General features: G+C 56.0%; 23 protein-coding genes. 10 read left to right on the top strand and 13 right to left on the bottom strand.

Features of this window, described 5'->3' with window-relative positions; genetic code table 11:
* On the top strand, nt 1-648 hold the full coding sequence (locus HNQ59_RS19715) for a TIGR02281 family clan AA aspartic protease (protein ID WP_184041008.1): 648 nt from the start codon (nt 1-3) through the stop codon (nt 646-648).
* 64 nt (nt 649-712) lie between these two features.
* Here HNQ59_RS19715 and folE2 read toward each other — a convergent pair whose 3' ends face one another.
* The 4 genes from folE2 to HNQ59_RS14660 all read right to left on the bottom strand — a co-directional run bounded on the left by folE2 (nt 713) and on the right by HNQ59_RS14660 (nt 4,732).
* Nucleotides 713-1,516 carry a GTP cyclohydrolase FolE2 gene (gene folE2 / locus HNQ59_RS14675; RefSeq protein ID WP_184041004.1) on the bottom strand — a complete coding sequence of 268 codons (804 nt, stop codon included), beginning with the start codon at nt 1,514-1,516 and terminating at the stop codon, nt 713-715.
* Nucleotides 1,517-1,628: 112 nt separating this feature from the next.
* Nucleotides 1,629-3,482, bottom strand: coding sequence for a 1-deoxy-D-xylulose-5-phosphate synthase (gene dxs / locus HNQ59_RS14670; RefSeq protein ID WP_184041106.1), 1,854 nt, complete (start codon nt 3,480-3,482; stop codon nt 1,629-1,631).
* 127 nt (nt 3,483-3,609) lie between these two features.
* Complete coding sequence (locus HNQ59_RS14665) at nt 3,610-4,506, bottom strand: polyprenyl synthetase family protein (RefSeq protein WP_184041104.1); 897 nt, start codon at nt 4,504-4,506, stop codon at nt 3,610-3,612.
* Entirely contained in the window at nt 4,493-4,732 is a 240-nt protein-coding gene (locus tag HNQ59_RS14660) for an exodeoxyribonuclease VII small subunit (protein WP_184041001.1), read from the bottom strand. The genes HNQ59_RS14665 and HNQ59_RS14660 overlap by 14 nt, the downstream gene beginning before the upstream one ends.
* Nucleotides 4,733-5,165: 433 nt before the next feature.
* On the opposite strand from HNQ59_RS14660, the gene HNQ59_RS14655 reads away from it, so the two are divergent.
* From HNQ59_RS14655 to HNQ59_RS14635, 5 genes are all read left to right on the top strand, one after another.
* Nucleotides 5,166-6,272 (top strand): aromatic ring-hydroxylating oxygenase subunit alpha, encoded by a 1,107-nt coding sequence (locus HNQ59_RS14655; RefSeq protein ID WP_184040998.1) that lies wholly within the window; start codon nt 5,166-5,168, stop codon nt 6,270-6,272.
* A 58-nt stretch (nt 6,273-6,330) separates the two neighbouring features.
* Nucleotides 6,331-7,194, top strand: coding sequence for a DMT family transporter (locus HNQ59_RS14650; protein WP_246491014.1), 864 nt, complete (start codon nt 6,331-6,333; stop codon nt 7,192-7,194).
* 133 nt (nt 7,195-7,327) lie between these two features.
* Entirely contained in the window at nt 7,328-7,672 is a 345-nt protein-coding gene (locus HNQ59_RS14645) for a SpoIIAA family protein (RefSeq protein ID WP_184040995.1), read from the top strand.
* Nucleotides 7,673-7,723: 51 nt separating this feature from the next.
* Entirely contained in the window at nt 7,724-9,382 is a 1,659-nt protein-coding gene (locus HNQ59_RS14640; protein ID WP_184040993.1) for a hypothetical protein, read from the top strand.
* 69 nt (nt 9,383-9,451) lie between these two features.
* Complete coding sequence (locus tag HNQ59_RS14635) at nt 9,452-11,122, top strand: hypothetical protein (RefSeq protein ID WP_184040990.1); 1,671 nt, start codon at nt 9,452-9,454, stop codon at nt 11,120-11,122.
* A 94-nt stretch (nt 11,123-11,216) separates the two neighbouring features.
* On the opposite strand, the gene HNQ59_RS14630 is transcribed toward HNQ59_RS14635, so the two are convergent.
* Genes HNQ59_RS14630 through yjgA form a run of 3 tightly spaced genes read right to left on the bottom strand, consistent with a single transcriptional unit; the run spans nt 11,217 to nt 13,026 of the window.
* Complete coding sequence (locus HNQ59_RS14630) at nt 11,217-11,897, bottom strand: alpha/beta hydrolase (protein WP_184040987.1); 681 nt, start codon at nt 11,895-11,897, stop codon at nt 11,217-11,219.
* Nucleotides 11,894-12,472: a molybdopterin adenylyltransferase gene (mog, locus tag HNQ59_RS14625; protein ID WP_425491397.1), complete on the bottom strand. Its 579-nt coding sequence runs from the start codon at nt 12,470-12,472 to the stop codon at nt 11,894-11,896. The genes HNQ59_RS14630 and mog overlap by 4 nt, the downstream gene beginning before the upstream one ends.
* Before the next feature lie 5 nt (nt 12,473-12,477).
* Nucleotides 12,478-13,026 carry a ribosome biogenesis factor YjgA gene (yjgA, locus tag HNQ59_RS14620; RefSeq protein ID WP_184040981.1) on the bottom strand — a complete coding sequence of 183 codons (549 nt, stop codon included), beginning with the start codon at nt 13,024-13,026 and terminating at the stop codon, nt 12,478-12,480.
* Between the two features lie 335 nt (nt 13,027-13,361).
* Between yjgA and pmbA the strand changes: the two genes are divergently transcribed.
* From pmbA to HNQ59_RS14605, 3 genes are all read left to right on the top strand, one after another.
* Nucleotides 13,362-14,720 carry a metalloprotease PmbA gene (gene pmbA, locus HNQ59_RS14615; protein WP_184040978.1) on the top strand — a complete coding sequence of 453 codons (1,359 nt, stop codon included), beginning with the start codon at nt 13,362-13,364 and terminating at the stop codon, nt 14,718-14,720.
* A gap of 9 nt (nt 14,721-14,729) precedes the next feature.
* A complete protein-coding gene (locus tag HNQ59_RS14610; protein ID WP_221320258.1) occupies nt 14,730-15,359 on the top strand; it encodes a DNA-3-methyladenine glycosylase family protein in 630 nt (209 codons plus the stop codon).
* Between the two features lie 292 nt (nt 15,360-15,651).
* Nucleotides 15,652-16,431 (top strand): hypothetical protein, encoded by a 780-nt coding sequence (locus HNQ59_RS14605; RefSeq protein ID WP_184040975.1) that lies wholly within the window; start codon nt 15,652-15,654, stop codon nt 16,429-16,431.
* A 262-nt stretch (nt 16,432-16,693) separates the two neighbouring features.
* Here HNQ59_RS14605 and HNQ59_RS14600 read toward each other — a convergent pair whose 3' ends face one another.
* The 5 genes from HNQ59_RS14600 to HNQ59_RS14575 all read right to left on the bottom strand — a co-directional run bounded on the left by HNQ59_RS14600 (nt 16,694) and on the right by HNQ59_RS14575 (nt 21,834).
* Nucleotides 16,694-18,103: a PA domain-containing protein gene (locus HNQ59_RS14600; protein WP_184040972.1), complete on the bottom strand. Its 1,410-nt coding sequence runs from the start codon at nt 18,101-18,103 to the stop codon at nt 16,694-16,696.
* Nucleotides 18,093-18,542: a post-PEP-CTERM-1 domain-containing protein gene (locus HNQ59_RS14595; protein ID WP_184040970.1), complete on the bottom strand. Its 450-nt coding sequence runs from the start codon at nt 18,540-18,542 to the stop codon at nt 18,093-18,095. The genes HNQ59_RS14600 and HNQ59_RS14595 overlap by 11 nt, the downstream gene beginning before the upstream one ends.
* A gap of 644 nt (nt 18,543-19,186) precedes the next feature.
* Complete coding sequence (locus tag HNQ59_RS14585) at nt 19,187-20,605, bottom strand: PA domain-containing protein (protein ID WP_184040964.1); 1,419 nt, start codon at nt 20,603-20,605, stop codon at nt 19,187-19,189.
* The gene (locus HNQ59_RS14580) at nt 20,595-21,026 is read right to left on the bottom strand and encodes a post-PEP-CTERM-1 domain-containing protein (protein ID WP_184040961.1); all 432 of its coding nucleotides are present in this window, start codon (nt 21,024-21,026) and stop codon (nt 20,595-20,597) included. The genes HNQ59_RS14585 and HNQ59_RS14580 overlap by 11 nt, the downstream gene beginning before the upstream one ends.
* 106 nt (nt 21,027-21,132) lie before the next feature.
* On the bottom strand, nt 21,133-21,834 hold the full coding sequence (locus HNQ59_RS14575) for a choice-of-anchor J family PEP-CTERM protein (RefSeq protein WP_184040958.1): 702 nt from the start codon (nt 21,832-21,834) through the stop codon (nt 21,133-21,135).
* A 602-nt stretch (nt 21,835-22,436) separates the two neighbouring features.
* On the opposite strand from HNQ59_RS14575, the gene HNQ59_RS14570 reads away from it, so the two are divergent.
* A complete protein-coding gene (locus HNQ59_RS14570) occupies nt 22,437-24,815 on the top strand; it encodes a M12 family metallo-peptidase (protein WP_184040955.1) in 2,379 nt (792 codons plus the stop codon).
* Between the two features lie 115 nt (nt 24,816-24,930).
* On the opposite strand, the gene acs is transcribed toward HNQ59_RS14570, so the two are convergent.
* The gene (gene acs, locus HNQ59_RS14565; protein ID WP_184040952.1) at nt 24,931-26,901 is read right to left on the bottom strand and encodes an acetate--CoA ligase; all 1,971 of its coding nucleotides are present in this window, start codon (nt 26,899-26,901) and stop codon (nt 24,931-24,933) included.
* Nucleotides 26,902-26,964 lie beyond the last annotated feature (63 nt).

Here is a 26,964-nt window from a genome sequence, read left to right as displayed (position 1 = left end):
GTGAAGCACATCAAATGGATGTGGGTGGGCATGACACTGTTGTTGGCAGCGACAGCTGGCGCAACCAACGTGGCCCTGGTCGGTATGATGGGCAGCAAAGCAGTGGTGTCGGTCGGTGGTAGCAAAGAAAAGGTGATGTCGATCGGAGAAACCTTCAACGGTGTCAAATTGATATCGGTCGAGTCCGGACGCGCCACCTTTGAGATGGATGGCAAACGCAAGTCCATTGGCCTGGGCGAGGCGCCGATCCGCATCGGTGGTGGGGCGGCCAGCGGCAGCAAGACAACGCTGTATGCGGACTCGGCAGGCCATTTCTTCACTCAGGTCGGCATCAATGGCACGAGTATGCAAGCCTTGGTGGATACTGGTGCCAGCCTGATCTCGATGAGTGCTTCACAGGCGCGTAGTGCAGGGATCGACTACAAGAAGGGTCGCATGGGCATGACCCAGACTGCCAATGGTGTCGCGCCAATCTATGTGGTCAAGCTGAGCTCGGTGAAAGTGGGCGAGATCACGGCCTTTGATGTGGAAGCGGCTGTGTCGGAAGGGGCGCATACCGGTGGCACTGTGCTGCTTGGGATGAGCTTTCTGAATCGGGTGTCGATGGAGCGGGATGGCACCAAGATGATCTTGACCCAGCGCTATTGAGCGTTATCGGTCCAACAATGAAAAAGCGGGCTGATTGCCCGCTTTTCTATTTGGCGAACTGGAATCAGCCGCGTGTCTTGTCGGCTTCGATCAACGCGTAGGCTGAATGATTGTGGATGGATTCGAAATTCTCTGATTCCACCACATAGGCATCAATCCGAGCATCTGCGTTTAGTTGTGCGGCAACGTCACGCACCATGTCTTCCACGAATTTCGGGTTGTCATAGGCGCGCTCGGTGACGTATTTCTCGTCTGGGCGCTTTAACAGACCATACAGTTCGCATGAGGCTTGGGCTTCCACCATCTGCACCAGGTCTTCGATCCACACCAGTGAATTGGTGCGTGCCGTGACCGTGACGTGTGAGCGCTGATTGTGCGCACCGCGCTCGGAGATCTTCTTGGAGCATGGGCAGAGGCTGGTGACGGGCACCAGCACGCGCATGGTCTGGAGATATTTTCCGTCGCGAAGCTCGCCAATGAAGGTCACATCGTAGTCGAGCAGGCTCTGCACACCGGAAACCGGGGCGGTCTTGTTGATGAAATAGGGAAAGCTCATCTCGATATAGCCGGATTCGGCCTCCAGGCGCGCTACCATTTCACGCACCATGGTATCGAATGATTCGACCGAGATTTCCTTTTCATGGCTGTTCAGGATCTCGACAAAGCGTGACATGTGTGTGCCCTTGAAATGCTTGGGCAGGTGCACATACATATTGAACAGGGCGATGGTATGTTGCACGCCACTGGTCTTGTCTGCGACTTTCAGCGGATGGCGGATGGATTTGATACCGACTTTGTTGATGGCCAGATTACGGTGATCAGGCGAATTTTGTACGTCGGCAATGGCTTGTGTTTCTGCGGATGTCATGGCGTTTCCTGTGACGGGTATTGGTTGCTGTGGTGCGACCAATACCCGATTAAACAAGTCGGGTATGAAAAGTTTATCCGATTTACTTTCAGAAAGCGATTGATAATAACTATTAACCCATTCTGTCCAAGCGGGCCTGAATGCGGCTTGCAATGCCTTCTGCGCTCAGGCCGCAGTCCGCCAGCAGTACATTGGGGTCACCATGTTCAACATATTCGTCTGCCAAGCCTAGCTGCAGTACTGGCACGCTGATGCCTGCCTCAAGCAGCGCTTCCACGACGGCTGACCCGGCACCGCCCATGATGCAGCCTTCTTCTACGGTGACCAGTAATGTGTGTGTACTGGCCAGGGATTTGACCAATTCGACATCCAGTGGTTTCACAAATCGCATATTGGCGACGGTCGCGTCCAGCTGGGCCGCTGCAGCCAAGCTGGGGCCAACCATGGAGCCAAACGCCAGGATGGCCACATGCTGCCCTTGTCGCCGGATCTCCCCCTTGCCGATCGGCAGCGTGCTCATGGCTGATTCCGCTGTCACCCCTGGCCCGGTGCCGCGCGGGTAGCGGACGGCGGTGGGGCAGTCTTGTTGGAAGGCGGTATACAGCATCTGCCGACATTCATTTTCGTCAGATGGTGTCAAGATCATCATGTTCGGGATGCAGCGCAGATAGGCGATGTCAAAGGTGCCGGCGTGGGTTGGCCCATCCGCCCCGACCAGGCCAGCACGGTCAATGGCGAAGACCACCGGCAGGTTTTGCAAGGCAACGTCATGGATCAGCTGATCGTAGGCGCGCTGCAGAAAGGTCGAATAGATGGCGACCACCGGCTTCATGCCTTCGCAGGCCAAGCCTGCTGCATAGGTCACAGCGTGTTGCTCTGCGATCCCTACATCAAAGTAACGATCAGGGTGCTCTTTTTCGAAGCGCACCATGCCCGAGCCTTCCCGCATGGCGGGGGTGATGCCGACCAGGCGTGAGTCCTGAGATGCCATGTCACACAACCAGTCGCCAAAGATCTGGGTGTAGGTGGGTTTGCCACCCGCCTTGCCACCAGAAATGCCATTTTCCTTGTCGAATTTGCTGACGCCGTGATAAAGCACCGGATCGTTCTCAGCCAGCTTATAGCCTTGTCCCTTGCGGGTGACGATATGCAGGAATTGTGGGCCTTCCAGCGCATGCAGGTTCTGCAGGGTGGGGATCAGCGCATCCAGATCATGGCCATCGATTGGGCCAATGTAGTTGAAGCCGAACTCCTCGAATAAGGTGCCCGGCGTGAACATGCCCTTGGTGTGTTCCTCCGCGCGCTTCACGAATTCATGGACCGGTGGAACGGCCCCCAGGAGCTTGGAGCCACCCTTGCGGACACTGTTGAAGAATTTGCCGGAAATCAGCTTGGCCAAGTAGTTGTTGAGGGCACCCACATTCGGTGAGATCGACATTTCGTTGTCATTCAGGATGACCAGCATATTGGCATCCATTGCGCCGGCGTTGTTCAGCGCCTCGAAAGCCATCCCGGCTGTCATGGCGCCGTCACCGATGATGGCGATGGCCTTGCGGTCTTCGCCTTTCAGCTTCGCACCCACGGCCATGCCCAGCGCTGCAGAAATCGACGTGGAGGAGTGACCGACGCCAAAGGTGTCATATTCGCTTTCCTCCCGCTTGGGAAAGCCGGCGATGCCGCCTTTCATACGTAGCTTGGACATCGCCTCGCGGCGCCCGGTCAGGATCTTGTGGGGGTAGCTTTGATGACCCACATCCCATACCAAGCGGTCTTCCGGGGTGTTGTACACGTAGTGCAGTGCGATGGTCAGCTCGATTGAGCCGAGGTTGGATGCCAGATGACCACCCGTCTTGCTGACGGACTCAACGATGAATTCACGTAACTCATCCGCCAGCTGGTTGAGCTGTTTGCGGTCCAGCTTGCGTAGGTCTGCTGGACAGGAAATGGTATTCAGTAATTCGTACATCATGGTTTCTCAGGTATACGGGCTATCAGCCTCGATCAGGCACGGGCAGCGAGTTAGGCTAAATGGCTCGGCCATTGCACGCTGTAGGAGCCCAATCCGCCGCCGGGCCGGGTATTCAAAGGCGTTGTCAGAATGGGCGGGCAACAATGAATTCCGCCAGTGACAGCAGATGCTGCGCCGTGTCACCGAAAGGCTGCAGGCTGGCTCGTGCCGCTTGCAGCAATTCCTGGGCTTTTGCTTTGGCGTCCCGCAGCCCCATCAGTGAAACATAGGTAGGCTTGTTCTGTTCGGCATCTTTGCCGGCGGTCTTGCCCAATGTCGCAGAATTGGATTCGGCGTCCAGCACATCATCCACCACCTGGAACGCCAAGCCGATGCACTTGGCAAAGTGGTCGAGTTGCTTTAGCTCCTGTGCTGGCAGGGTATCGCCAGCATAAGCCCCCAGCATGACGCTGGCGCGGATCAAGGCCCCGGTTTTCAGGATGTGCATCTGCTCCAGCTCAGGCAGCGACAGCTGCTGCCCCACCGCCCCCAGATCGATGGCCTGCCCCCCAGCCATGCCGTGTGAACCGGCAGCATGGGCCAATAAACCCACCATCTTGAGTTGTGCGGCTGGCGATGCGGCGGCGGGCAGGTTGCTGAGCAGGTCGAACGCCAGCGTCTGCAGCGCATCGCCGGCAAGCAACGCGGTGGCTTCATCAAACTCGATATGGCAGGTGGGCTTACCACGCCGGAGGGTGTCATTGTCCATACAGGGCAGATCGTCATGAACCAGCGAGTAGGCATGGATCAACTCAACCGCCGTGGCAGCCACGTCCAGGTGGGCTGGCGTAGCCTGGCTCAATAAGCCGCTGGCGTAGGTCAGCAATGGGCGGATGCGTTTCCCTCCACCCAGGCTGGCGTAGCGCATGGCTTCATGCAGTCGGTGTGGTAGAACCTGCTGGCTAGGAATCAATCTGGCCAGTACGGTTTCGATATGCTGCTGGCGTTCGCCCGTCCAGGCGAGGAATTCAGGGTTGCTCATCTTGGCCGAACAGGTGAAGGTTGTCATTTTCCAGAATGCGGACTTGCTGCTGCGCATCCTGTAACGTGGTTTGGCAGAACTGCAACAATGCTGTGCCTTGTTTATAGGCGGATAGCGACGCTTCGAGCGTAAGTTGGCCGCTTTCCATCTCCGCGACCAGTTTCTCCAGATCAGCCAAGGCTGCTTCGAACGAAGCAGGCGCAGCGGGTTTGGGGCTTTTCGGCATGCTGTCTCACAGGTGGGTGGTGCCATCAAGGCAATCCCTGATGATACCGCATGCTTCATGGCTCAACCAACTGTCCGCGCATTAAATGACCGCTGGTCTGACCCAGCTATTTTGTGTGCAGTCCGCCGGCGCATCTAAAATTCATAGGGCTTGCATGCCGGTTTGCAGTCAGCAACGCCCGGAAAAGGAAAGGGATTTTGCAAAGCCCCCTTTTTGGAGGAGTAAGTCCGCCCCGAACGAAAAATGACGGGGTGGATATTGATCCTTATCAAAAAATCTATGGTCTTCATTTGTTGTGGCTTTTCCGGGCAAATTTTGCTTGCCCCGGGGGGTGATTGGGGGCACAATACGCGCCTTCTTTTTTTGGGTATTTGCCACTCCGTATCCTCGCCTGGCGAGACCGGATTGTTTTGGCTTCTAGAGGGGTCTGGACATGTCTGATCTGGCTAACGCAAACGCGTTGCACGTTGCGGCGCAACCGCAACTTCCGGTTCATTGGTATTTTGACGAACGCATCCTTGAGATAGAAAAGGAGGTGCTGTTCAAGAACGGCCCGGGCTATGTTGGCCACGAGCTGATGACACCGGAGATAGGGGATTATCAGACGCTGGAATGGATGGGGCACTCGAAAATGCTGGTACGCAATCAGCAAGGTGTCGAGCTGCTGTCCAACGTCTGTCGCCATCGCCAAGCCATCATGCTCAAGGGAAGTGGCAATGCCACTCACATCGTCTGTCCGCTGCATCGCTGGACCTACGACACTGATGGTCAGCTCAAAGGCGCACCCCATTTCCCGCAGAATCCCTGCTTGCACCTGAACAAATCGCCCTTGCAGAACTGGAATGGCATGTTGTTCAATGGCCCGCGTGATGTCGCCAGAGATCTGGCGGGTCTCGGCGTGGCGCAGGACTTGGATTTCTCGGGCTACAAACTGCATAAGATCGAAATCGATGAGCTGAAGTGCAACTGGAAAACCTTCATCGAGGTCTATCTGGAAGACTACCATGTAGTACCTTTCCACCCTGGGCTGGGCAATTTCGTCAATTGTGATGAGCTCAAGTGGGAGTTCGGTGACTGGTATAGCGTCCAGACTGTCGGTGTGCTGAATGAGCTGAAAAAAGCCGGCTCGGATGTCTACCGCAAGTGGCATGAAGCCGTGCTGAATTACAACAGCGGTGAGACGCCCAGGCATGGTGCGATCTGGATGGTGTACTACCCCAATATCATGGTGGAGTGGTACCCCAACTGCCTGGTGATCTCCACATTGATTCCGGTCGCGGTGGATAAAACGATCAATGTGATCGAGTTTTATTACCCGGAAGACATCGCCCTGTTCGAGCCCGAATACTGTGATGCCGAACGTGCCGCCTACATGGAGACCGGCGTGGAGGACAAGGAGATCGCCGAGCGCATGGATGAAGGTCGTCGTGCGTTGTGGATGGAGGGTCGCAATGAAGTCGGGCCCTATCAATCACCGATGGAGGATGGCATGTTGCACTTCCACGCCTTCCTGCGCCGCGAGATCGAGCCACGCCTCTGATATACTGCACCGGTGATCTTGCCTGATGAAGCGGAGCGCAAGCTCCGCTTTTTTGTTGATGCCGTCTATAAAAACGTCAGCCGGGGCCTTGTGGATGCTGGTCGCCGGTGTGCTGTTCGCCTGTATGGGCGTCTGCGTCAAGCTGGGGGCGGACTATTTCACCCCCGCAGAATTGGTTTTCTACCGGTCATCCGTCGGCTTGTTGGTCATATGGCTGATCGTCTTGGCACGCGGGTACGCCCTCAAGACGCAGCACTGGCGTAGTCATACCTATCGGAGCCTCTCCGGCTTTGCGGCGCTGTCGCTGTACTTCTATACCATCACTGTCTTGCCTTTGCCGACAGCGGTCACGCTCAATTACACCTCCTCTTTGTTCATCGCGCCCTTGCTGGTGCTGCTGTATCGCGAGCGACCGCATCGGGGGCTGATCCTGGCGTTGCTGGTCGGCTTTGTCGGTGTAATCTGTCTGCTGCAGCCCACGCTGGAGCGAGGGGAGTGGCTGGCGGGGTGTCTGGGGCTGGGCTCGGGCGTGCTATCGGCGTTTGCCATGGTGAATGTGCGGACATTGGGCCGGGTGGGCGAGCCAGAGTATCGGGTGGTCTTTTATTTCTCATTGGTATCGACGTTGGCAACTGGGTTGTGGATGTCCTGGCACCAATTCAGCCCGGTTACGGCACGAGGGGGGCTGATCCTGTTGGGGATGGGGGCCTCCGCCACTTTGGCGCAGCTTGCCCTGACAAGAGCCTATTCCACTGGGGCGACGTTGGTGGTGGCCAGTCTGGCCTATTCGACCGTGGTATTTGCAGCTTTGGCCGGGTGGCTGGTGTGGCATCACATTCCGGCCATGTCTGGCTGGCTCGGAATCGGGTTGGTGATCCTGTCCGGCGTGCTGGCCACGCATCTTGCAGTACGTCGCAAATGAGCGTCAGGAAAGGTCTGCATTGGTTGATGTACGGGATTGCACTACAATTGGATAGTTCCAGTGCATGCTTGTGTTATATTTGATTAAGAATATTGACGAGCATGAGCGGCTATCTACAAGATAAGGCTTCAACATGATCACCATTCAACAAACAGGTAAGACGGTCAATGTCGCTGTCTTTGGCGAATTCATGCTGGCTGATTACAAGCAATTTGAAGAAGAAGTGCTGTATGCGATCAAGTTTCATGGCAAACCCAACTTACTGATGGATTTGCGTGACATGACGGGCTACACGCTTGATGTCGCTTGGGAGGAGATCAAATTCACACGCGCCCATGCGGCTGAATTTGGCAAGGTGGCCGTGGTCACCCACGACCAATGGGTTGCCTGGAGCGCATGGATGTCCCGTCTTTTCATCGATTTCGAGGTCCAACTGTTTGATACACTGCAGGCGGCAGAGAGCTGGGTTGCTGAATAGTCTGCTATACCCAATTCATCCCCCTTGTTCTGAATCAGATTGACGAAAACCATGACAAGCTGGTTGCGAAGGATTGCCTCCAAACCCGATCACCCGATGCGAGACATCAAGTCGGCACAAAGACTGCTGGCTGAGTTGCCGACAAGCGACCCATACAAATCACTGCAGGAAATCACGGCATGGGTCGAGTCGGTCATGCAGGCCGAAGGTTATCGCCTATCGGTGCGCACGGGCATTCTCAATTTGCTGGATGAGGCCGGACATGCATTCCAGCGCAAACTGCAGCACGAGTACCTGACCCAGACCCGCGCAGCAAAATTTCGTGAGCGGGCGATCTGGCGCGCGTTGTGCGACTACTGGAAGGCGCTGGTGTCCGCATACATCCTGACGCTGGATGCGCATGCCATGGGCGGGCGCGGGGCCGATGTCACTCCGGCGCAGCTGGCAAGGCTGGCGGCGCGCGGACTGTACGGTGTCGTCATGCTGCACAAGATCATGTTGCTGCAATATGGCCCGGTGGATGATGTCGTCTGGCATGCGCTGTCTCGCCTATGGATGTTCGTCGAGTCGCACCATCTTGAGTCGATTGCCGTATCGATCTATGACCACAGCGAACGACCGACCACAGCGCAAGCGGAGTGCCTGAAGACATTGTTTCTGGCGGCATCGTCGCCAGATAGCCTGTTGCCGCAGCAGATCGATCTGGCCGAGCGGACTATCGATGATTTGTCCGAGTATCTGGAAATATCCGCCACACCTGGTGAAAAAAGCTGCTTCTACTATGACCTGTCTGCCATGCACCCGCCGGGCCGGCTGGTGGCTGGTATGCAATATGGCCCGCGTGTGCGCTTCATCGGTACCGGGCAGGCCACTGCCCGGTTGCAGGAGCTGTCGCGTGCATTGGACAACCCCTCGTCACTATCGGTGGGCGGGGGGGGGATGGGCGCACCGGTATCGAGCCTGCGGCAGGTCTTGCAGCATCTGTTGTTCTACTGGAGCCTGACGCCACCAGAGCGGAAATGGCCACGTCTGCCCGCCTATGGTCGCCTGACGATCGTGCATGGATTCACGGACGTGTTCCGGGCGGTGGTGTTGTCCCGCACCCGTCGGCGCGATGCAGGCCCAAGCGAGCTGGAGTTGTTGGAAAGACAGAAGCGCGAGGTGGAGCAATTCGGTTTCGTGACCGAGGAGACGCAACACCTGCTTGATCAGATGGTATCCATGCCGATCGAGCTGGAGCAGCATGCAGAAAGCTGGTTGGTGCAGGACATCAGCCTGGGTGGCTTTGGCGCACGTCTGCCGCAAAGCCATAGTGATTGGCTCCGGATCGGCAGCTTGATCGGCATCAAAACGGATATGCATGCCGAGTGGCAGGTCGGGGTGGTCAGGCGTCTGCAGGTGAACATGGAGCAGCACAGCGCCATTGGCGTGGAAGTCGTCGGTGCGCGGGTGATGCCGATTGCCATTGATTATGCAGTACCGGATGAAGAACGGCGCCTGGAGAATGAACTGGCGTTGCTGTTCGGCTCCAGCCTGGAGGGCATGGAAGGGTGTTCGGTATTGTTGCGAGGTGGTGTGTATTTGACAGGTCGCCAATATCTGGCCAGCGAAGGGGCGAAACGCTATCGACTGGAACCGATTGCACGGCGCGAGCAGGGGGATGGGTTCGATATTGTTGATTTTACGATTATCAATGTGGTGGAGGACTGAGCATGTCGGGTCGGTCATCACACAAGTGCAACCGGATACGGCTGGCAGCCAGGCAAGCAGGTGGCTGGGATGCTAGGTAAATTCACGCTTCCTTGGAAGAGGGCGGCTGACCCACTGGATGGCGTCAAGGCTGCTCAGAGTTGGTGGAAGGCGATACAAACCGACGATATGGCTTCGCTGCCCAAGTTGGTGGCAGAGGAGGTGAATCGGTTCATTGGCGGCGAGGTGGCGATCACGCCTACTTCCATGCAGTCCTTGATGTGGCTGGACGATCAAGTCCAGTCTGCCTTTGAGACACAATGCCTGCTGTACCTGCAAAACCTGCGCATGCCGAAGACGGTAGAGAGCAAGCTGTGGCATTTGATCATGACCTTGGCGCATCACATGATCCATGCCTACTTGATGATGATCAAGGAAGTCAGGGATGGCGAACGCCCGGATCTGGACCCATTCCTGTCGAGATGCATCGCCCGTACCTTGAATTATCTGGCGGTGCAAGCCAAGTGGCAGTATTTCCGGTTCCTGACGCCGGAAAAGAAATTCTGGTCAACCGTCAACCAGGTCTATCGTCTGGCAGAAGTGAAGGGCGTGGACAGCGACGCATTCCAGCTATACGACTCGACTGCAGTCCGGAATACCTCCTGTGCGGATGAGTTCATCCAGATCATGATGCTGGCCACGTTGAATTCCGGTGCGTTGACGGCGCGGCAGCTGGACATGGCGGATCAGTGGTTGGACCATTGGTCGCACCACGTGGTGATGGAGCGCAAACTGCTCAGCGGTCGATATCAGTATGGGGTCGATTTGACGGGTGTCTCGCCCGCGTTCCGGCTGAATGGCGAGCAGACCGAGCCAGCCAGCCTCGGGCGCTACTGGAGCACCCATGAGCTGGTCGAGCAGATGACCCTTGCCAAGAATGCATTGGATGGGGGGAAGACCATCGGCTTGGATGACATCTTCCGTCAGCCGGGGGCATCTGAGCTGCTGAAGCTGCTCATCCAGTCATGGTCGCCAGAAAGCCAGGGGCATCCCAAGCGAGGCAGCGACCGGGTAGCGGTGCGCAAGATGGTGGATGTCATCCATAGCATGAAGGAAATCTACCATCATGTGAAATATGACAATGAACGCAACACTGATCCGGATCAACGTCATCACGTCAATACCGAAGAGATGCTCGACATGCGCCAATATGGCTTTGTCACAGAGCGGACGCGGCAGCGCCAGGCCCAGGCATTGGCGGCCACTTTGCAGAAGCACACTGTGGGCGTGTTTGAGACTTGGGTGGTCAATAATGAGAGCGATGGTGGCTATGGCGCGATCCTGCCAGTCGTCGAGAATGACTGGATTCGCCTGGATGCGCTATTGGGCTTGCGTCCCGAGAAGACTGACCATTGGCAGCTGGCGATAGTCCGCCGCCTGTCACGGGTGGCAGAGGGCCAGATGTATGCTGGTATCCAGGTGCTGGCTTATGCGCCGATCGCTGTCGAGATCCGGTCACAAGATGGGAAGCTTAATGGTGGGCTTGACGCGGCTGGGGTGTTCCTGGCTAGCCAGGGTATTTTCATCCAGGCCAAATCCAACCCGCAAAAGGTGAATGGTGTAGTCATGCGCTCGGCAGACTACATGCAGGACAAAGCTGTGGTGCTGGTGTCCATGGGGCGGGAGATCCGCGTGCGTTTCCGAGAGGTGCTCGCGCGCGGTGCGGAGTGGGTCTGGGCCCGCGTGGATGCGGATGAATAGTGCTTGATGCTATGCGGCCCTTGGAGCATGCTCATACAATGAAAACAGGACAGCTCGGCTGTCCTGTTTTCATTTGGGGCGGTGTCAATGCTGCCTAGGTCTGGTCGGCAAATCGAGCTTGAATCCATGCTGACAGGTCATGGATTTCATCCCAGCAGACCTCATGCCCCATATCATAAGCATGCCAAGTGGCTGTGTAGCCAGCAGTCCGTAGCCGATTGAATGCGGCATGGCCCAGCTCAGGCCGTACCACGGTATCGACCTCGCCATGTGCGCAAAAGATCGGCACGGCCCGATGGGTCGGGTCGGGTGCCAGGCTGGGGTGCTGCATGTCTGGCCAATAGGTGGATAAGGCTATCAACCCGGCCAGCGGCTCGCGATAGGTCAGCCCGGCACTGAGTGCAATCAACCCGCCTTGGGAAAAGCCTGCCAGCAAGATACGGCTGGGCGGTACGCCCCGGCTGATTTCCGCATCGATCAATTGATGAATCGCTTGTACGGATTCAACGATATTAGCCTCATCCAGCTTGCGGCTCAAATCACCTATCTCCAGGATGTCGTACCAGGCGCGCATTACATAACCGCCATTGATGGTCACCGCGCGCATGGGGGCATGGGGAAATACAAAGCGAATTGCCTGATCGGCGGGTAACTTCAGCTCTGGGACAATCGGTGCAAAACCATGGCCGTCGTCCCCCAGCCCATGCAGCCAGATGATGGTGTGGTGCGGCGTGGCAGGGCCAAGTTCGACAAAGGGTAGGGTGGGCTGGGTCATGTCTGGGGTTTCAAGGCGGATTTCGGACGAAACGCTTTGATGATCTGCTCATCCGTTTCGATATAGGGGCCGCCAATCAGATCAATGCAATAGGGAATCGCCGCAAAGATGCCTGGTACCACGACTTGGCCAGCGTCGCCCCTGACCCCTTCCAGCGTCTCTTTGATGGCTTTGGGTTGCCCTGGTAGGTTCAGGATCAGCGCCTGCCCACGGATTACCCCGACTTGCCTGGACAGGATCGCAGTGGGCACATAGTGCAGGCTGATCTGACGCATCTGCTCACCAAAGCCGGGCATGATCTTGTCGGCCACCGCCAGCGTGGCTTCCGGGGTGACATCACGAGGTGCTGGCCCTGTGCCGCCGGTGGTCAAGACCAAGTGGCAGCCTTCCTCATCCACCAGTTGGCGCAGGGTGGCTTCAATGGTGGATTGGTCATCTGGAATGAGGCGGGTCAGGTCTTCGATCGGGTTTGACACGGCAGCCTTGAGCCAATCCAACAGGGCCGGAATGCCTTTGTCTTCATACACCCCCTGGCTGGCACGATCGCTGATTGAGACCAGCCCGACTCGCAGCATGGCGCTCATGCGTCATCCTCCTGGTCGGATTGCGGGGCTGACTTGGCCCGCCCAGGCAGCGATGGCTCTGGGATCAGCTCCCGCAAGGTCTGGAACAAAGCCCGGAAATGTTTGGGGGGTTTGTTCTCTTCGCGCTCTTTGCGGGCATTGCGGACCATGGTACGCATTTGCTGGATATCCAGTGCCGGATGTTGTGCCAGCAACGCTTGCAGCGCCTCGTCGCTGGCCAGCAGCTTGTCGCGCAGGCGCTCCAGCTGGTGAAGCCAAGCGGTGTGTTCCGAGGATTCGCCCGATAGCCGATCGAGGAAAGCCTGAATGGGTGCAGGATCGACCTCGCGCATGATCTTGCCGATAAATTGAAGCTGCCGGCGAATGGCACCGTGAGCGGTCAGCCGTTGAGCCTCTTTGACCGCCTCCAGCAGTTTTTCAGGGAGATCAAGCTGTTTGAGTTGATCCTTGGAAAGCCTGACCAGCGCAGCGCCCAGATCCTGCAAATCTTGCATTTCCTGTTTGCGACGGGTCTTGCTGATGGGTTCTTGATCTTCTTGATACATGATGAAACAGGGTCAACACCCAGAAGTGAATTGATGAAAGGCTGAAAATCGTGTGGTCTTGCCGCTCGTCATGTCTACATTGCCTTATGCGATACTGCTCTATTATCAGATAGATAAGGCAAGGGCTCGATGGTGATGGCCAGATGCGCGCCGAGAAGCTGAAGTTTTTCGGGACGCCCTTTGGTATGATAGCCGAAACAGCCGGTTCTCGGCAGCGTTGATCAGGTTGTTTTTAGGTTTTGCCCAAATCTGATCCTGATCGACCTTTTTCCACGGTTTTGCGCGACAGCGGACAGCCTGCTGTCAGGCGAGAGATAAAGTACAAGAAAAATCTGATGACACAATCCGTCACCCCCTCGAATGTAGCGTTTGCCTATTCCCGCGAACAACTGGCCAGTATTGTTCAAGATATCCTGAAGCAAGCCGCCACCGCCGGCGCGACAGCATGTGAAGCCGAGATTTCAGAGGGATTCGGCCAGAATGTGACCGTGCGGCTGGGTGAGGTGGAAACCATCGAATATAACCGGGACAAGGGTGTTGGTGTAACGGTATACGTCGGGCAGCAGAAAGGCCATGCCAGCACCTCCGACTTCTCGCCACAGGCGGTGGCGGATACGGTGAGGGCTGCGTTGTCGATCGCCCGCTATACCGCCAGCGATGACTGCGCCGGTCTGGCAGACCCCGCATTGTTGGCGCTCAATGCGCCGGTGCTGGATCTGTGCTACCCCTGGGCATTGCCGGTGGAGCAAGCCATCGAGCTGGCACGCGAGTGCGAGGCTGCCGCCCAGGCGGCTGATCCCCGGATCAGCAACTCAGAAGGTGCGACGGTCTCAACCCAGCAGTCCCATTTCATCTATGGCAACAGCCTAGGCTTTTGCAATGGCTATGAAAGCTCACGCCATAGTTTGTCGGCATCCGTGATTGCCGAGGCGGAAGGTGCCATGCAGCGTGATTATTGGTACAGCGTTGCCCGCTCCGCAGCAGATCTGGAGCCCGCTGCACGGGTTGGGCGGATCGCCGGGGAGCGTACTGCCCGCCGCTTGGGTGCCCGTCGGATCGATACCACGCAGGTACCGGTGTTGTTCGAGGCATCGTTGGCAGCTGGGTTGATCGGCAGCTTGGTGAGCGCAATCAGTGGTGGAGCGCTGTATCGACGCTCCAGCTTTTTGCTGGACAGCCTGGGCAAGCAGGTGTGCTCCCCGCTGGTGCAGATCCAAGAGCGACCCCATCTGGCCAAGGGGCTGGCCAGCTCCCCATTTGATGCAGAGGGCGTGTTGACGCGCGATCGAGATCTGGTGGCTGATGGTGTCTTGCAGGGTTATTTCCTTGGCAGCTATTCAGCCCGCAAACTTGGCATGCAGTCCACCGGCAATGCCGGCGGCTGCCACAACCTACTGGTGGGCAGCACGGGTGAGGATTTCGCGGGTTTGCTGCGGAAGATGGATCGAGGGTTGGTGGTGACAGAATTGCTAGGTCATGGCATCAACCCGGTGACGGGGGATTACTCACGTGGCGCGGCAGGGTTCTGGGTCGAAAACGGACAGATACAGTTCCCAGTTGAAGAGGTGACCATTGCTGGCAATCTAAAAGAGATGCTCATGGGCATTGTCGCCATCGGCAATGATGTGCTGGTGCGCGGCAGCAAGCAATGTGGCTCGATACTGATTGATCGCATGACGGTTGCGGGGAGCTGAGGTCACACTTTGAATGCAATCGTGACGCCGGGGTATTGGGAGCAGGCCACGCGAGAGTTGTCCGAGGCCGATGAGCTGTTGGCCAAGTTGATCGTGGCCAACCGACCACTGCATATGCGCAGCCGAGGTGATGCATTCACCACGTTGGCTCGTTCAATAGTGGGTCAGCAGGTGTCGGTGAAAGCGGCTGAGGCTATCTGGGCCCGGGTGTTGGACAAACTTGGCAATATGTCACCGCAGGCTCTGTTGTGCCATGCGCAAAGTGATTTGCAGACTTGCGGGCTCTCCAGTCGCAAGGCCATGTATTTGCATGAGCTGTCGCATTATTTCATTGCAACGCCCTATGTCGCCGGTGAGTGGGAGTTGTTGGCTGATGATGAGGTGATGAAACGGTTGATGTCGATCAAAGGGATCGGCCAGTGGACGGCTGAGATGTTCTTGATCTTCTTCATGGCGCGGCCCAATATCCTGCCAGTGGGCGATATCGGGCTGCAACGCGCCATGAGCCTGCATTACAACGATGGTCAGCCGATCAGCAAGCTGAAGATGCGCGAGGTGGCCCGCCGCTGGCAGCCGTGGCACTCCGTCGCGACCTGGTACATGTGGCGGAGCCTGGAGCCATTGCCGATCCAATATTGACGGGCTTTCTGGTTGCCTATTGGCATACCGTCTTTGAGATTGACAGGCTGTGTGGGTAACCAGATAGGCTGATGTTGGCCAGTCTGCTCGACATCAGCCATGAGCCCATGTGGATGGCACGGCCAGCGTTCAATTGGTGTCTGGGTGTTCAACCCGATGGGCCGAATGCTTCTGGGGTAACTCGTCTTGTCACTTGCTGACATGGCTCGCCGCATGGTGTTTGCCGTGTCCAGCCTTGCCCGAATTGATGCGGGCTGCGAAATCATGTCAACGAAAGTACAGGGAGCGTAGCATGGCAGCACTGAAGTGGCAGTCTTTTCCTTTCCCTTCTGACGAATTCATCTATGCCGGGGCGGCGCTGAAAAAGCAATGGGCTCGTCTGCACCGTGGCGACTGCGAGCCATTCCCAGCCGACAAACAGGCCCAGGAAGCCTGGCGGCTATATCATCAGGGCGCGTTTCAGTCGGCATATGAAATCGGCTCGCAAGGGGGGGAGGGTTTGACTGCAGCGGCCAAGGCGCTGGCGATTCATGCGGCAGCGTTGTTGGATGATGAGCGTGCCAAGATGGATGCCTTCCAGGCTGCGATGAAACTGGCGGAATCGGCGCAGGTCGCCATGCCAGACAACCCGAATGGTTATTACTTCTATGCCATGGCCGCTGGCCGCTATGGCCAGACCCTTTCCATCGCCAAGGCGTTGTCAGAGGGACTGGCAGGGAAGATCAAAGAGGCGCTCGACAAAACATTGGCGCTCGCACCCGACCATGCTGAGGCGCACATCGCTTACGGCAGCTACCATGCCGAGATCGTCGGCAAGGTTGGCGGGATGATGGCCGGATTGACTTATGGAGCCAGCAAGGACAAGGCTGTCAGCCATTTCGAACGGGCCTTGGCGCTGATGCCGGACTCTGCCGTGGCCAAGATCGAATACGCCAACGCATTGATCAGCCTGTTCGGCAATAAGAAAATGGATCAGGCAACCCAGCTTTATAACGAGGCGGCTGAGGCTGCGTCGGCGGATGCAATGGAGCGCCTGGATCAGCAGCGGGCGGCTGATGAGCTTGAGGATTGAGCTGCTTGGCCTTTCGCTTCTAAAGAAACATGGCCTCTGCCGTCGCAGGGGCTTTTTTTTGCATGGAATTGAACGCGAAGGTCATCCAACAGTAGCGAGAGGTTGTCTCACATCCAATTCGACGCTGTGTCGCGTCTGATCATTGGTGGAAAAAGAGCCCATGGATTGGGCCATGGGCTCATGAGAGGCTGGCAACACCGGCATGGGTGTGTCTGTTCATGTCAGCAATTGCTTGTCAGCCGAACTGTTTACTGTTTATTGCTTACCAGCCGATATCTTTCAACAGCGGGTAGGTCAAGTCCTGAGGGCTGTCAACGGATCTTTTCACGTCGTCCGTGTTGTGTGGCTCCATCAACAGATTGGGGCTGGCAATCGTGTCGAAATGCGAAACGGATGAGCCTGGGACATATGGATTGGGGGTGTACATCTGTACGCGACCCAAGCTATCTGCACCGGCCAGCTGCTGATCTTTTAGCCCAAATGTGACGAGTAGGCCGGTATTGCTTTGGGCGGCCAACTTGAACTTCTCACCATCCTGCTGAGTGACCCGAATGGATGGAATGGTAATGGTGCTATCTGAGCCTGTCATACCAGGTGGTGGTGAGCCGGGGGCGTTGTCAACGACGATCACGCCGATGGCCCCAGCCACCTGGGCATTCTTCACCTTTTCAACCAAGTTGCAGCCACCACGGTCAATCAGGGCAATTTTTCCAAGCAATAACGCGGCATTGCCTGAGGAGATCGGTTTGCAGGCCAATGCCTTGCCGTTGGCTTGATCCGAGAAGCTGACTGCTGTGCCGCTGAAGCCGCTGGCTGTCAACTTGGGGCCAAACTCGGCTGTGCCGGCAAAATAGCTGCCGGACAACCGACTGGGTGTAGTGACGCGTAATTCGGGCACGCCACGGCTCAATACCTTGGGGGCTTCGCGGGTTACATTGGGGCCCATCCAAACCAGTTTGCGAGGGTTGATGGCAGATGCTCTCCGCTCTGTGGTGGTCATGTCAGACCAGCGTTTATTGGTGGAGGTGTCGAGCAGGAAGTGATCCCAGGCGGAGGGTTTGCCCCCCATCTGTCTACCAGTCTGGCCATCGGTCAGATTCGAGAAGCCCAGCCCGTGACCGAATTCGTGCAGCAATACGCTGACCAGATCAGTCAGTTGGCCATGCTTGCCATCGAGTCCGAGATAAAAACCACTCCCCTTCAGGCAATCATCATTGCCCAAGTTGCTGTTGAACTGGGCCTGGATAACGGGCTTGCCATCAAAATCATCCGAGCCTAGCAGCTTGTTGGCCAACGCGCCGTGATACCAAGTGTTGCGTTTTGGTGCGCCAGGGAAGTTGGAGTTGACCTCCATCGGGCCGGCGCTGCCAAGTGTTGCGCTGTCCTTGTCACACTCCAGCGGGTTGAAATTGGCCTTGATGCGAATGGGTACATCGCTATTGAGTTTCTTGCCCCAGAGCTTCGCCGCATACTTGAACACATTCAGACGCTGTTCGCCCAGGGTTCTGCCTTCGTTGCCGCCAACTGGGTTGACCGGAGTGGGGTCATTGAATCCCTCGCTCGCGTCATCTGCATTCATGATGATGATCTCCGTTGTGGCAGATGCCATCGCCGGAAGGGTCATCAAAGCCATGGCTGAAGCAATGGAAACAACGCTGCGCTTAATGATCATGGTTTTGCTCCGTCTTCTTATCGTTTTTCTCATTCTGAGCTGTTTGGCGCAATGCGTCTGCCGCTGCTTTGCCTTCCACGCAACGCACATCAATCGAGCCATCGGTTTGGCGGACGGCAACTGAATAGTTCAGATGCTCCGGGCCGAGTTGCATGGCGGTGCCGCCACTGCGGGTGCGGCGGGTCTGTGGCTCCGGCGCAATGGCGGGTTCTGCCATTGGCATTGCCGCGAGGCTACGTTTGACGCGGGTGGGAGTTTGAATTTGGGCTTGATCGGTCTTGGCGGCTTCATCGTGCTCGGCCTCTTTGAGCTGGCCGGTTTTCGAATCACGATAGACCTTCATATTTGCTGTGTTATTGGCTTCTGCAGCAAAGGTTTGGGTGGTCATCAATAAGCCACTTGCCAAGATCATCGCCCCAACTGTTGTGATGGATTTCACAATGGATTCCTCTCTCTCATTATTTATGTGGGCATTTAATAGCTGTCCTGCCCTGTTATTTATATTAACAGCATTTTTATTGCCAAGTGCAAGCGAAATTTTACAAATAACAAATTGTCATTTTGTTTTTTGGCGGCTTTGTGGTGGAAAATTGCTTGTCATGGTTGATTTATGTATGTTGATTGCGTATTGAAAGGTATTTTTGATATGAGTCTGCCTATTTTTTGTAATTCCATGCTTTTGTATAACGAGATGAATGTAAACGTTATTTTATTTAATCTGTTTTTCGTGTTGGCGATGGTGCTCCCTGTTTGTCATGATTTTTTCTTTGATTTTTATGAATAAAAAAATCAATTTATTATGGTTTTCGTAATGTATTTTTTGGCTTGTGATATTTGCTAATGTTTGAAATAAGGGTGAATGTGATGATTGGCGGGGTTGTATTTATTGAGGGTATGGATTGCCGGGAATGACCAGTGCAATTTCAAATGGCATGGCTTGATGCAGAGTGACTAAATCAAATCAGTCGGGGGAAGGGCGCGTGGCGAAAAAAAGCCTCACCTGCCAATTTGACAGGTGAGGAGGTAAGCTTGAAGCACTACGCCATACAAGGTGAGGCGTAGTTGGGTCTGATTGTTATGGTTTTACCAGCCCAGATCTTTCAACAGCGGGAAGGTCAAGTCGAAAGGGGCGTCCAGATTGCGTTTGACGCTTTCTGTGTTGAATGGCTCCATCAGCAGATCAGGGCTGGCGCTGGTATCGAAGTGGGATACTGACGAGCCTGGCTGATAGGGGTTGGGCGCAAACATCAACAGTCTTCCCTGTTCATCAGCCCCTGCACGTTGCGTGGCACTGATGCCGAGGGCTGCAAAAATGCCGCTGCGGTTGCGAGAGCGATTTTTCAGGGCCAGTTTCAGCTTGTCACCATCATCTTTGGTGATACGCACCGACGGGATGGTGATGGTCGGATCATCGCCACTCAGGCCAGGAGGAGGGGAGCCGGCGGTATGATCAGCCACCAACACCGCAACTGCGCCAGCCAGCTGAGCATTCTTGACCTTGACGCTGAATGTGCAGGCACCGCGATCAATCAACGCTGTCTTTCCGCGTATGGCTTGAGCGTTGGAGGTTGATAGCGGTTCACATGCCAGGCCACGGCCATCGGCTTGATCGACAACGGGCATGACTTCCGAAGTCGGGCCGTTGTTGGTGATCTGAGGGCCAAAACTTGCCGTGCCGATTTGATAAAGGCCAGCTACGGATGCCATGCCGCTGATACGCAACTCAGGTGCAGCCTGCAATACTTTAGGAGAAGCCTGTGTGACATTGGCGCCGCGCCAGATCAGCTTGCGAGAGTTGATGCCAGATGCAACACGCTCGGCATCGGTCATCTCTGCCCAGGTTTTCTGCGTGGTCAGGTCGTACAGCAAATGATCCCAGCTGGACGGAATATTGCTTTGCTGTTTACCAGTTTGGCCGTTGGTCAGGTTGGAGAATCCCAGGCCGTGCCCGAATTCGTGTAGCAACACGCCGACCAGGTCAGTCAGCTTGCCGTGCTTGCCATCGGTGCCAAGATAGAATCCGCCACCCTCCAGGCAATTGGCTTGTCCCAGGTTCGAATTGAATCGGGCACGGATCACCGGCTCGCCTTCAAAGTCATCCGCGCCAAGCAGTTTGTTGGAGAGGGCGCCGTGATACCAGGTGTTGGCTCGTGGTGCACCAGCAAAGTCACGGTTGATCAACAGTGCGCCTGCGCTGCCCAGTGTGGCGCTGTCTTTGTCGCAGGTCAGCGGGTCAAAATTGGATTTGATGCGGATGGGTACCGCGCTGGTCAGCTGTTTGCTCCAGATGTCGGCTGCGAACTGGAAGGCATTCAGGCGTTGCTGGCCGAGTGTGGTGCCGGTGTTACCGCCGATGGGGAGTACTGGCGTGGGGTCATTGAACCCTTCTCCCGGGCCGTCGGCATTGACGATGATGATTTCCGCCGCAGCCTGGGCCGCAAGCGGTGCGCCCAGCAGGGCCAATGCCAAGGCGACGTTTTGTGCAATCTGCTTAGCGATCATTGTTTTGCTCCTTCTGCTTGTTGGGAGCAGGGTTTTTCACCAGCTCTTCAGCAGCTTGTTCACCTTTGACGCAGTGCATGTCCAGTGAGCCGTCGGCCTTGCGAATTGCGACGGAGTAATTCATCTGATCTTCGGGAACCGTCATGGCGATACCACCGCTGCGGGTACGTCTCGTCTGTGGTGTGGCTTCGGAGGCGGACATGGGCTGTACTGCCATGCTGCGCTTGGTGCGAGTAAGCGGTGCTGCCGCTTTGACTTCATCATGCTCCGGCTCGCGCAAGTGACCGGTGGTCGGGTCGCGATAGACCTTCATTGCAGTTTCAGCTGATTCGGTGGTTGTCTCTTCTGCAGCGTTTGATACACCTGCAGACAGCGCAAACAAAGTGCCCACTAACAGGGCTGTGTGCTTGATGGGACGCATGGTCATATCCTTTCGTGTATTCGACAGCAACAGTAAGCCCGCCATGCCTTCATGATAGGCATGGTGCGTGCAATCTGGCGTCGTCGAGTATCTCGACAGTGGCGGATTATTGGCGGCGGCGGCGTACGGCCATGCCGATCAACCCCAGGCCCAGGCAGGCCAGTGTTGAAGGGACAGGTACGACACTGATGGTATCCAGCCCGATGTAATTGCCGTTGCTGCCATTGGCGCCGGCGTCAGTCACCCAGTAGCGGAAACCGATGCGCGCATCAGCCAAGCCCTTCATGTCGGGAATGACGACGCTGAACATCTTCCAATCGCTGGGGAAACCAGTCGGAGTCAGATCGGAATTGACTGCAGTCAGCAGCATGCTGAAATCCCCCAGGCTGTTGGCATCACTGCCAACATTGGCGCTGCCGCCTTGGCGGCTGAGGCGTACTTCCAGCCGGTCAGCGAATGCTTTGTCATCACTGCCGACCGCTTCGGTGCGTGTGAAAAATGACAATGTTTCACCGCCATGCAGCGATAGTGTCGGTGTCAGCAGCCAATTGCTGATAGTGCCACTCAGGCTGTTGGTGCTGGTGTAGCTGGCACTGACATAGCTGTTGGCAGCACCTCGTTGTGAAGAGAATATGCCGTCATTTCCTTGAAACCAGTTGCTGCCGGCACTGGTGCTGTTATTGATGAATGACCAGCCTTTACCCCCCAGGGTGGTGACGTCGTCGAAGCCCTCGATCAACGCACCTGCATTGGCAGTGCTTGCCAGCGCGATGAGGGTGAATGCCGTCAGGGTATGAATAGCCTTCATTTCCTCTCCTTGCATCTTGTATGTAATTGTGTGAAATCCAGCAAACAGTGTTCTGTAAGCGGTTTCATATAGTAACAATATTTATTTGATTAATGACAGTAAATGTAAACAGATGTGTACATAAATATTTTTTTGCACCAACTTGGTGCAAGAGTGGGCAATTGATTACCAAGTATGTGAGTGGTTATGTTGTTATGCGAAAAAAGAAAATCCGTTGAGCAGCGTGGTGATGTCATGTGAGCATGCGCTAATTTGGTGCGACGCAAAATGTCTTTTTCCATATCTTTTGACATGCTGCTCCATCCTGGTTTAACCAATTTGCATGAAAATGCAGTCGGTGGCGTGGCTTCCAGCGGGTGAGGGCGTTCATCCATGGGTAGACGATGATGCTAGGGGTGACTGTCCGCGTTATTGGTCTGTTGTACTAAACAATGTGTTGTTTCTCTCAAATCCATATTTATCGACTATTCTGCATATTAGGTTAGGCTGCCGCCATTTCATCTTCGATATCGTATGGAATTCGTGGCAAGACCAGATACCATACGCGCCATATGACTGGCCATATCCGTGAGTGGCCGAGCGGGATTGCAGAGGAGGTAAAGATGGATTATGTACATTCATTCCGCGTGCGAATGATTGCGGGAGCTGTATCAATGACATTGGCGCTGGTTTCTTGTGGTGGCGGGGGAGGGGGCTCAGGTACGACGCCAACGCCGACTCCAACACCGACACCGACTCCAACACCGACACCGACACCGACTCCGACACCGACACCAACACCGACACCGACACCAACACCAACACCAACACCAACACCAGTTGTGACGGGTAGCTCATTGATCGCACCGCAGGCTGGCGAAACGGTGACCTTTACCGGTGTTGCGTTGGATCGTGTGTTTCAAATGACCGTTGCTGACGTCAATGTCAGCTTTGATAAGCTGGTCGATATGACGGGTGCGGTATCGTTACGCTTCATCATGCCCAGTCTGCCCATTGCAGCTGGCTCGCCAGCGACGGTAACGGCAATCCTGAATGATGGTAGTCGGGTGGTGCTGGCGGGCGGTGCGGGGGGGAATGTGAACTTCACTTGGTGCCCGGTCTCGCTAAACGCCCCCGCTGGCAACAAGATCCTGGCCAATGTGGTGACGTATCTGACAGGGCAGTGCTTGACATCGGTTACGTCGATACGTGTCAATGGGTTGTCTTATATTCCGACGATCGCCGATGACAATCACCTGTCTGTCACCATTTTGACCGCAGTGGGCGGCACTGCGGTGTTGCAATTCGTCACCAAAGGGGGAAGTGTCTTCAATGGGCCAACTGTCACCTTGGATGTGCCGACTCCCAGTAATTTGAATGTCAGTCTGGCATTGGGTCAGACCAGTATCATGCAATCGGATAGCAGCTTTTTGACCTTGGTGCCCAATAAGCCGGTGATGGTGATTGCACGGGTTAGTACGATCAATGCGTCACTATCATTGCTGGCAACGGTCTTCCTTGAGGGGTTGGATGCAAAGGGCAATGTGTTGTTCAATCTGCCCATGTCGGGTAATGCAAACTACCCTTTCACGACGGGTGCGCTGGATGACGTAACGGACAACTACTGGGCGGTTGTTCCCAAGGCTCATGTTGGCAGCTTTAAAACCTTGCGCGTCACAGCAATCGACCCATCTACGGGCAGTGCCACGATCGGCAGCGTCCAACCACTGATGGGGCGTAGCACCCGCATGAAGGTACATCTGGTGCCGATGCAGCGTGGGGTGTTAGGCACCCCGGCGCCGCTCAAAAGCCTGACCATGATCCAAGACGTATTGACAACCATGTATCCGGTGTCTGAGGTACAGGTGGTCAGCCATGCGCCGATGATCACCAATTATCCTGCCCTACCAAATGACAATGATGATCTGGATGCCTTGAAGCAACTGCACCAAGCTGAAAATGCTGCGGGTTATGAGTTCTATTTTGGCGTATCGCCTGATTGGACAAACAAAGGGCTGGGCATTGTGGGTGGCAATGCATCGGTTGGCGCGGCGGATTGGAGTGATGACTCTGTCAAGGATGCAGATTTCGGTCATGCGAATTCCGAGTATGCAGCTGACCTGGTGGCACATGAGATTGGTCATAACTTTGGCCGGTTCCATACCTTCGATACCGTAAAGAATACCTACCCCTATCTCGCATCGGATGGCACACCTGCCCAGATGGGCAAATACGCTGGGGTCAACCTTTTCCAAGGGGTTTTCAAACACCGCTATCCTGCGGCAACCTATAAGGACGTGATGTCCTACAGCTACCCCAAATGGATCTCGGATTTCACCAGCGACAATATGCGGAGATATGGCGAATTGAATGGGCTGATCAAACCAGGGGCCATGGTGCAGGCCAGCGTGCGCACCGAGCAGTCGGCAACGGTTTCCGCTGTGCACTACAACCTCAGTGTACAAAGGCTGGCAGGCCGATTCCAGCTGAATTCCGTGGTGGGGGTGTCGCCGGCAGCAGACTTGCCGCCAAGTGTGCCCGACAGCGCCATGCGTAATCTGGACAATGCCGGCTATTGGTGTCGCGTTGAAGATCAGTCCGGCAACAGCTGGTGGGTCAAACCCCGCCATCTGAAGCTGGATCATGATGCGTCAATGGATTTTCTGAACTTTAAATTACAAGCCACGACCCGACTCAAATCGCTGGAAGTGTATTACAACGGCAATGTGCTCAAGCGCTGGGCGACCGCGGGCACCCAGGCGGCAGCGAGCACCCGCCCGGTGGTGGCCGAGAGGAATGGGCGCGCGACATTCGGCTGGCCTGCCGGTCAGCAGTTGAGTGTGGTGCATGTTGCCACGGATGGTAAACGGACGGCGTTGGTGCTGGGGCAGGCATCGGGATCGGTCACAATTTCCACTGCGGCATTGCCAGCAGGCGGCAGTTGGGAGTTGTCGGTTTCAGATGGGCCTTTGACCCAATCGGTGGTGAACCTCACCCGTTGAATGAGGCATCCAGAGGCGGCGACTGGGCCGCCTCTCGGCACCAGGGGTGTGTCTGTGAAAAAAACGCGTGCCCAGTGGGCACGCGTCAACCACGCCAGCAATGAACCAGAGAAGATCAGTTCACCGCTTCTTGCAACTGTTGCAGAATGCCAGGGTTCTCCAACGTCGAGACATCTTGTGTGATCTGCTCACCCTTGGCGAGCGAGCGCAACAACCGGCGCATGATCTTGCCTGAGCGGGTCTTGGGCAGATTGTCGCCAAAGCGGATTTCTTCGGGGCGCGCCAATGCGCCGATCTCGTGGCTGACCCATTCCCGCAGGTTTTTGGCGATCTGTTGGGCCTCATCCCGCGATTCCGGGGATTTCTTCAGCACAACGAATGCCACCACGGCCTCACCTTTCACCTCATGCGGCTTGCCGACCACTGCGGCCTCGGCTACCAAGGGGTTGGCGACCAGCGCAGACTCGATTTCCATGGTGCCCAGCCGATGGCCAGACACATTCAGCACATCGTCGATCCGGCCCATGATCCAGAAATAGCCATTTTCGTCACGGTGGGCTGAATCGCCCGCCAGATAAAGCTGGCCGTTGAACTCTTCTGGGAAATAGGTCTTTTTGAAACGCTCCGGATCACCCCAGATGGTGCGCACCATGGAAGGCCACGGGCGTTTGATCACCAGGAAGCCACCTTTACCTGGCTCGATTGGTGCGCCGGACTCATCGACGATGTCCACTGCAATCCCAGGCACCGGCAGCGTGCAAGACCCGGGTTTGGTGGGCACAGCGCCTGGCATGGGGGTGATCATGTGGCTGCCGGTCTCTGTCTGCCACCAGGTATCGATGATGGGGCAGCGGCGCTTGCCGACCACCTCGTAGTACCACATCCAGGCTTCCGGGTTGATCGGCTCACCCACCGTACCCAGCAGGCGCAGGCTCGACAGATCATATTGGTTGGGCAGATCCGCCCCCAGCTTGATCAGCGAGCGGATGGCAGTCGGTGCGGTATAGAACGTGGTGACTTTGTGTGTTTCGATCATCTGCCAAAAGCGACCTGCATCGGGGTAGGTCGGCACACCCTCAAAAATGACCTGGGTGGCGCCCACCGCCAATGGGCCATAAGTGACATAGCTGTGGCCGGTAATCCAGCCCACATCGGCAGTGCACCAGAAGATGTCATTCGGTTTGTAATCGAATGACCAGTACATGGTGTTGATGGTGCCAAGCAGATAGCCAGCCGAGCTGTGCTGGATACCCTTGGGTTTGCCAGTCGAGCCCGATGTGTACAGGATGAACAGTGGGTCTTCTGCATTCACCCATTCCGGTTCGCAGGTTTCAGGCTGACCTTCGGTCAGTTTATGCCACCAGATGTCGCGTTCGTCGTTCCATTGTGCGCAGCCATGATTGGTGCGCTGATAGACCACCACTTTACGCAGCCCATCGCAGCCCCCGAGGCCAATCGCCTCATCGGTCACTGCTTTGAGTGGCACGGCTTTGCCACCCCGCATGCCCTCATTGGCGGTGATGACCACACTGGCGCCCGCATCGATGATGCGCTCTTGCAGCGATTTGGCCGAGAACCCGCCAAATACCACTGAATGGATGGCACCGATTCGAGCGCAGGCCTGCATCGCAATGACAGCCTCGATACTCATCGGCATATAGACCACCACCCGATCGCCTTTCTTGACATCCAGGCTCTTGAGCCCGTTGGCGAATTGGCACACCCGGCGGTACAGCTCGGCATAGGTCACACGCGTGACCTGTCCATCATCTGCTTCAAAAATGATGGCGATTTTATTGGCCAGCTGCGCCAGATGACGATCCAGGCAGTTGTAGGAAACATTCAGTACGCCATCGTCAAACCATTTGAAGAAGGGAGGAGTGCTTTCATCCAGCACGCGAGTGAACATTTTCTTCCAGGTGATCCGTTCCCGGGCCAGCTCCCCCCAAAAGCCAGCGTAGTGCTCATTGGCTTGATCACATAGCTGGTTGTAGGCTTCCATGCCTGAAATGGTGGCCTTGCGCTTGAACTCATCTGTGGGTTCGAAGACTCGTGTTTCTCTCAGAATCGAGTCAATGGTAGACATACTGGGTTCCTTTCCCGATAGATTGCATGTATTGATGTATGGGCACCGACGTGGCCCAACGAC

The sequence above is a fragment of the Chitinivorax tropicus genome (genome assembly GCF_014202905.1).
GTDB lineage: Bacteria > Pseudomonadota > Gammaproteobacteria > Burkholderiales > SCOH01 > Chitinivorax > Chitinivorax tropicus.
Note: the sequence above shows the minus strand (reverse complement) of the source record. Positions and strands in the feature narration are given on the sequence as shown.

What these genes read in the sequence shown, in the direction of transcription:
- HNQ59_RS14580 (WP_184040961.1), bottom strand. Translation starts at nt 21,026, where the DNA reads ATGCGTCCCATCAAGCACACAGCCCTGTTAGTGGGCACTTTGTTTGCG.
- HNQ59_RS14650 (WP_246491014.1), top strand. Translation starts at nt 6,331, where the DNA reads ATGCCGTCTATAAAAACGTCAGCCGGGGCCTTGTGGATGCTGGTCGCC.
- acs (WP_184040952.1), bottom strand. Translation starts at nt 26,901, where the DNA reads ATGTCTACCATTGACTCGATTCTGAGAGAAACACGAGTCTTCGAACCC.
- HNQ59_RS14600 (WP_184040972.1), bottom strand. Translation starts at nt 18,103, where the DNA reads ATGATCATTAAGCGCAGCGTTGTTTCCATTGCTTCAGCCATGGCTTTG.
- HNQ59_RS14640 (WP_184040993.1), top strand. Translation starts at nt 7,724, where the DNA reads ATGACAAGCTGGTTGCGAAGGATTGCCTCCAAACCCGATCACCCGATG.
- HNQ59_RS14575 (WP_184040958.1), bottom strand. Translation starts at nt 21,834, where the DNA reads ATGAAGGCTATTCATACCCTGACGGCATTCACCCTCATCGCGCTGGCA.
- mog (WP_425491397.1), bottom strand. Translation starts at nt 12,472, where the DNA reads ATGCTGCGAGTCGGGCTGGTCTCAATCAGCGATCGTGCCAGCCAGGGG.
- HNQ59_RS14655 (WP_184040998.1), top strand. Translation starts at nt 5,166, where the DNA reads ATGTCTGATCTGGCTAACGCAAACGCGTTGCACGTTGCGGCGCAACCG.
- HNQ59_RS14605 (WP_184040975.1), top strand. Translation starts at nt 15,652, where the DNA reads ATGGCAGCACTGAAGTGGCAGTCTTTTCCTTTCCCTTCTGACGAATTC.
- HNQ59_RS14570 (WP_184040955.1), top strand. Translation starts at nt 22,437, where the DNA reads ATGGATTATGTACATTCATTCCGCGTGCGAATGATTGCGGGAGCTGTA.
- dxs (WP_184041106.1), bottom strand. Translation starts at nt 3,482, where the DNA reads ATGTACGAATTACTGAATACCATTTCCTGTCCAGCAGACCTACGCAAG.
- HNQ59_RS14635 (WP_184040990.1), top strand. Translation starts at nt 9,452, where the DNA reads ATGCTAGGTAAATTCACGCTTCCTTGGAAGAGGGCGGCTGACCCACTG.
- yjgA (WP_184040981.1), bottom strand. Translation starts at nt 13,026, where the DNA reads ATGTATCAAGAAGATCAAGAACCCATCAGCAAGACCCGTCGCAAACAG.
- HNQ59_RS14645 (WP_184040995.1), top strand. Translation starts at nt 7,328, where the DNA reads ATGATCACCATTCAACAAACAGGTAAGACGGTCAATGTCGCTGTCTTT.
- HNQ59_RS14585 (WP_184040964.1), bottom strand. Translation starts at nt 20,605, where the DNA reads ATGATCGCTAAGCAGATTGCACAAAACGTCGCCTTGGCATTGGCCCTG.
- pmbA (WP_184040978.1), top strand. Translation starts at nt 13,362, where the DNA reads ATGACACAATCCGTCACCCCCTCGAATGTAGCGTTTGCCTATTCCCGC.
- folE2 (WP_184041004.1), bottom strand. Translation starts at nt 1,516, where the DNA reads ATGACATCCGCAGAAACACAAGCCATTGCCGACGTACAAAATTCGCCT.
- HNQ59_RS14660 (WP_184041001.1), bottom strand. Translation starts at nt 4,732, where the DNA reads ATGCCGAAAAGCCCCAAACCCGCTGCGCCTGCTTCGTTCGAAGCAGCC.
- HNQ59_RS14665 (WP_184041104.1), bottom strand. Translation starts at nt 4,506, where the DNA reads ATGAGCAACCCTGAATTCCTCGCCTGGACGGGCGAACGCCAGCAGCAT.
- HNQ59_RS14630 (WP_184040987.1), bottom strand. Translation starts at nt 11,897, where the DNA reads ATGACCCAGCCCACCCTACCCTTTGTCGAACTTGGCCCTGCCACGCCG.